Source organism: Undibacterium sp. Ji50W (assembly GCF_049340445.1).
Classification (GTDB): Bacteria; Pseudomonadota; Gammaproteobacteria; order Burkholderiales; family Burkholderiaceae_D; genus Undibacterium.
The window spans coordinates 1-5,446 of sequence record NZ_JBMPOX010000047.1 but is presented as its reverse complement, the minus strand read 5'-3'; the positions used below and the strand labels follow the sequence as shown (position 1 = coordinate 5,446).

The following is a 5,446-nucleotide window of genomic DNA, read 5'->3' as shown; positions in this document are numbered from 1 at the left end:
CCCCGCACCTGTTCCTGGGGGGGCGTTTGACGGCAGACAACTCGGGGGATTTCAATGACGCAGCAGCAGCGGTGTACCTGCGCTATAGCTTCGAGACCAGAAAGTCCCCGGTGGCCTTCCCACCGGTGACTCCTAAACCTTACTATTCCGGAAATTAAATCGTGAAAGTCGTCACCTCCTTATTTTCCTCGCAGCCAAGCCTGGTATCCATGCTGGGCGCAGGCCTGCTGGCCTGGTCAGCGACTGCAGTGGCACAAGACCCGAATGCAGAAGGCCGCAACCTGATGGCAGAAGGTAATACCAGTGCCGCCAGCAAGAAATTTGCCGAAGCAGCCAAGGTCAATCCGTTTGACGCCTCTGCCCTCAACAACCAGGCGGTGGCGCTGGCCGCCCAGGGCGATACCGAAAAAGCCCTGAACCTGCTGGAAAGAGCCAATCGCCTCAGCCCCAACCGCGCCGATATCGCCGCCAACCTGAATGAATTGCGCAACTGGATGAACCGCAATACGCCACAAGTTGCCGCCATCGAGCGAAAAGCCCCGGTACCCGGTGCCTACCCCACCCAAGGGGGCGATATCCCACCAGAACCCCCACCTTTGTGGAAAAAATAAGCAAATAACGGCAACATCCTTGCAAATTGCCTGATTTTGATGCACTATTGATTTGGATAGCCCTTACCAAAGGGCACGACATGGCAAAAACAAATATTTAATCAATAATTGATATGAAACATATTGTTTTCTTTTTCTTCTTTTACTTTAGCTATTCCAAGCCAACGGCGGTGGGAAGACGGTAAGCACTCGAAGAAAAAGCGCTAAACCAAAATTCTAAAAAACCGCCCGATCTGGCGGTTTTTTTTTGCCTGAATTTTTTACGGAATAAACGTAACGCATAAAAAGCAAGACCTCTCAACACAGAGACACGGAGACACAGAGAAAGGCAAGAGAAGGGCGAACAAGTGAGATGAACGTGGAGCCTCCTGGGTTTCTTGAATTTACTCTGCGTCCCTCTGTGTCTCCGTGCCTCTGTGGTGAGATTTTAGGTTTTAAGCAGTTTTCAAATTTTCTTATTTTAAATTTCTTATTTTAATTTTTAGTATCTGACAGGAGTTAACATGCAGCGCACCGACGATTTACGCATACGCGAGATGAAGGAACTGGTTCCACCATCGCATTTGATCCGTGAATTTGCCTGTTCCGAAAAAGCTTCGGAAACCGCAGCCAATGCCCGCACTGCCTTGCATCGCATTTTGCATGGCCAGGATGACAGATTGATGGTCGTCATCGGCCCTTGCTCCATCCATGACACCAAGGCAGCGATGGAATATGCGCACCGACTGGCCGCAGAGCGTGGCCGTTTTTCTGGTGAACTGGAAATCATCATGCGCGTGTATTTTGAAAAACCACGCACCACCGTTGGCTGGAAAGGTCTGATCAATGACCCCTACCTCGACAACAGCTTTCGCATCAACGACGGCCTGCGCATCGCCCGTGAACTGCTGCTCAACATCAATGAACTTGGCCTGCCTGCCGGTACCGAATATCTCGACGTCATCAGCCCGCAATACATCGCCGACCTGATCAGCTGGGGCGCGATTGGTGCCCGCACCACCGAATCACAGGTGCACAGGGAACTGGCGTCTGGCCTGTCTTGCCCGGTCGGTTTCAAAAACGGTACCGATGGCAATGTCAAAATCGCCGTTGACGCCATCAAGGCATCGTCACAGCCGCATCATTTTTTATCCGTCACCAAGGGCGGCCATTCTGCCATCGTCTCCACTAACGGCAATGAAGACTGCCACATCATCCTGCGCGGCGGCAAAACGCCCAACTATGACGCTGCCAGCGTCGATGCCGCCTGCAAAGACATCGCCAACAGCGGCCTGGCATCACGCCTGATGATCGATGCATCGCACGCCAACAGCTCCAAGAACCCAGCCAACCAGATCCCCGTCTGCGCTGACATCGCCAAACAAATTGCCGAAGGCGATACCCGCATCGTCGGCGTCATGATCGAATCCCACCTGGTCGCCGGTCGCCAGGACCTGGTGCAAGGCAAAGAACTGGTCTACGGCCAATCCGTCACCGACGGCTGCATAGACTGGGATTCCAGCATCCAGGTACTCGAAGGTTTGGCCGAAGCGGTCAAACAAAGGCGTCTGAAGCAGTCGTATTGAAATTGTCAAACTTCGTCAGGGTGTAGGGTCTCTGCGTTCATGACGGTACAAGTAAGCTTAAAGTTTATGCGTGCCGTCATGACAGGAGGCTCTCCTGGCTTTTATGGTACAAAAATGCCTGGCGTACCCACCTGGAATGATTCCACGCAAGTTATGCGTAGCTGTCTTTTCTTTTCACATTCCTCAGCGCGAACACGATGAAATTTTTTGAGTATGTAAAACGCGAAAGCGGCGATTTCAAACGGTTTCTCGTTCATCCACAAAGACGTAAGCCTAATACGGAAAACCTGGCGGCAATTGGCAGGCGCGTATTGTTTTTTCTGGTATTGGCACTTTTTTTCGCCCTCCTAATTTCGGCGATAAGTGACGAATTTCTCATGGATATCGCAGGGGCAAAATCAAAGATTGATACGACAGCAAACTATTTAACACTCCGTGAGTGGCTTGGTTTGATTTTATTTGCTCCCATCATAGAAGAATTGATTTTTCGCGCTGGATTGCGAGCGCCCAAATATAGCTTGTTCATTTGCCCACCTTTGCTTGCCCTGGTTTTTCAGTCACCTAAGTCGGCCATGGTGTTAGCGATCGTGATATGCGCGATTGCTATCATCGACTTTTTTGTCAGGAAGCGAGCCGACTCTGAAGCAAAAGCTGAACTTCAATTTACACGTGGTCGCAATTACCTGCGTCGTTTCCCCTGGATATTCTGGTTCTATAGCCTATTCTTTGGGCTGGCTCATGTTTCTAACTACATCTTTTCCGGAACGCCAAGTTTTCTGATGCTTATTATCGTCTCCCCACAATTACTGGTTGGCCTGGCTTTAGGTTACTTGCGCTTGCGTAATGGCATTCTAAGCGGCATGATTTTGCATGCATTGTTTAATTTCTCGGTGGCGGCAATGTCATTGGCTGCACGGTGATGTCTAGCCGTTATGTGGATCAGGTCAGGTCTCACGCTAATGCATTTCTAAACATCTAAACTTGCCTGCGATTGTGCAAAGCCAACCACTCCTGTGCAGATTGACTCATCTGCGATGCAGAAATGAAGTGCGAATAATTCGTTTCGCTGTCAGTTGGTTTGAGCCAGTCTGGGTAGGCGCGATTAGTGCAACGTAATCGCACGCATGTAGTGCGTCAAAATACCCCTCGGTGTCTCAATATACACTTGAAGGGACATAGAATCCGATCTCCCTACGCTGACCGACTTGGGTATAGTGCAGAAACGAAGTGCCAATTGATCTTCGACCGGGAAGAGCTTCATGTTAATTCTATGATTTATCGGGATATTCAAGCTATCGAGCGCTAGCATTTAATCTGGAAGTTGATGATTTTCATACCTACTATGGGGGAGAGCTTCGAGCCTGAGCGTATAGTCAGCGCTGTCCATAGTGGACCATGCCCTGTTCAGATCATCAAAAAGACTCTTAAATGAACGCCATTGAGCCAATAGCGTACAATTTTACGATTGCCCGCTAACGCCATTTCGGCCAGTTGACAGTATGCCCGATTGGCCCCAAGACATAATGGAGGATAGTTTGATCAAGCTAATATTTTTCGATTACGATGGTGTACTCACGACCGACAAAACTGGTTCGCTGACGACTAACAGATATTTAAGCAAAGCGACAGGTCTTGAATTTTCACGCGTGAAAAACGCGATCAGTCGATACAACAACGATCTTATATTGGGAAAAACTACTTACTCTCGCATTTGGGGCAATGTTTGCGAAGAATTGGGATGTGAGATAAATATTAGCTTGCTAAAAGAAGCTTTTGAAAGCACGCCGATAAATGCCCCTATGTTTTCATTGGCGCAACAACTTAAATCCAACTACGCTATAGGCATAATCACCGACAACAAAAAAGATAGATTCGACCATCTGAAAATCACGCAGAAATTAGATAAATTATTTTCCCCTATCGTGGTCTCTGCAGAAATTGGCATGAGTAAGCAAGGCACAGGCATCTTTTTGCATGCATTAGATCGTGCCAGCGCCGTTTCTGAAGAATGCATCTTCATAGACAATAACCGAGATAATCTAATTCCGGCCACCATGGTTGGTTTTAGAACTATTTTCTATGACGATGAGAAAAATGACATTGAAGCCTTAGTTCTCACTTTAAGAAATATGGGCGTCATCTTGGATAAGCGATAATTGATAAACAATGAATTGCGATTACTGTAGTCCGCATAGGCGCGATTAGTGTCAGGTAATCGCACGTAGTCTGAGTGTCAAAATACCAGCAACTGTCTCAAAACCATATCTGGCAATCTGTGCATGCACTGACCAGCTATCGCCGGAAGCGGGTGCGACATTATTCTTCAAGGACGCAGCTGGCTGTAATTCCCTTGCGTGCGACTCGCTCCCCGGCTACGAGATAAAACTGGTACTTTACAACTACCTGCCCAGTCGTCGCCAACACCACCTGCATTACAAATCGCATACTTTCTTCACACTGCCTTCATTCTCCCTTCATCGGGATGTGTCAATCTGTCTTTTCCCTGAATAAGGGAACGACATGATGGTCCAAAGGGCCGTCCATTTATTTCCACCACGAACAGGACTGCATCCATGGATTTCGGCATCGTAGGTTTCGTTTTCATGCCATATTTTGTTCCATTCATTATCGCTATCTGTATGCCCAACCGTTGGGCACTTCTTGGTGCCGCTTTGCTGTTGGGATCGCCACTGACCTGGATGGTAATTTCCTACGGGCGATGGGCAGACCATGCGCACGGTGGTGCAATCTTAGACGCGGTATTTGGGGTCGCTTATTATGGTGCAGCTTGGCTGGGGCTGTTTGCTGGTGTCGCTACACGTGCAATTTTATTTTTGACACGTAAACGAGTTACCGGGTACCGCAGTCGAAGCTGCATTATATTTTCAGGCTTTATTCTGGCACCTACATGCTTTTTGACCTTCATGACGTGGGAAGAATGGCCAAGACGTATGCCTTCAGAAAGTTGTATCAACACAAAGCATCGTATTGAAATCAATGGCGCTTTATTCGACTTGCCAAGCGCTCCATTTTTTCACCTTTGGATAAGTCCACAGAAGATTTATTTCCTTGGGTTTACAACGAATTTACGTGAATTTTGCGAATTGGCTGCATCAACTGACAAGCCGGTGCACACAGTAAATTTCACTAGCGTCCGGTTAAAAGTCGAATAAATTCAATTGGTTAGCGTTGGGTGCTGTTTCAGAAATGTAGTCATCGGTCTGAAAGGCGCATGAAATCTCAGTTTTCTCAAAAACAGAGACCGATAAG

At 48.1% G+C, this 5,446-nt stretch carries 6 protein-coding genes; all 6 read left to right on the top strand.

The window, feature by feature from the left end:
• The first annotated feature begins 8 nt into the window (after positions 1–8).
• The 6 genes from ACO0K9_RS27870 (at position 9) to ACO0K9_RS27845 (ending at position 5,349) form a co-directional block, all read left to right on the top strand.
• The gene (locus ACO0K9_RS27870; protein WP_422990637.1) at positions 9–158 is read left to right on the top strand and encodes a hypothetical protein; all 150 of its coding nucleotides are present in this window, start codon (positions 9–11) and stop codon (positions 156–158) included.
• Between the two features lie 3 nt (positions 159–161).
• Positions 162–611: a tetratricopeptide repeat protein gene (locus ACO0K9_RS27865; RefSeq protein ID WP_422990635.1), complete on the top strand. Its 450-nt coding sequence runs from the start codon at positions 162–164 to the stop codon at positions 609–611.
• 503 nt (positions 612–1,114) lie between these two features.
• Positions 1,115–2,176: a 3-deoxy-7-phosphoheptulonate synthase AroG gene (gene aroG, locus ACO0K9_RS27860; protein ID WP_422990633.1), complete on the top strand. Its 1,062-nt coding sequence runs from the start codon at positions 1,115–1,117 to the stop codon at positions 2,174–2,176.
• A gap of 197 nt (positions 2,177–2,373) precedes the next feature.
• On the top strand, positions 2,374–3,096 hold the full coding sequence (locus ACO0K9_RS27855) for a CPBP family intramembrane glutamic endopeptidase (protein WP_422990631.1): 723 nt from the start codon (positions 2,374–2,376) through the stop codon (positions 3,094–3,096).
• Between the two features lie 579 nt (positions 3,097–3,675).
• Positions 3,676–4,332: an HAD hydrolase-like protein gene (locus tag ACO0K9_RS27850; protein WP_422990629.1), complete on the top strand. Its 657-nt coding sequence runs from the start codon at positions 3,676–3,678 to the stop codon at positions 4,330–4,332.
• 417 nt (positions 4,333–4,749) lie between these two features.
• Positions 4,750–5,349: a hypothetical protein gene (locus ACO0K9_RS27845; protein WP_422990627.1), complete on the top strand. Its 600-nt coding sequence runs from the start codon at positions 4,750–4,752 to the stop codon at positions 5,347–5,349.
• The last annotated feature ends 97 nt before the right edge of the window (positions 5,350–5,446 follow it).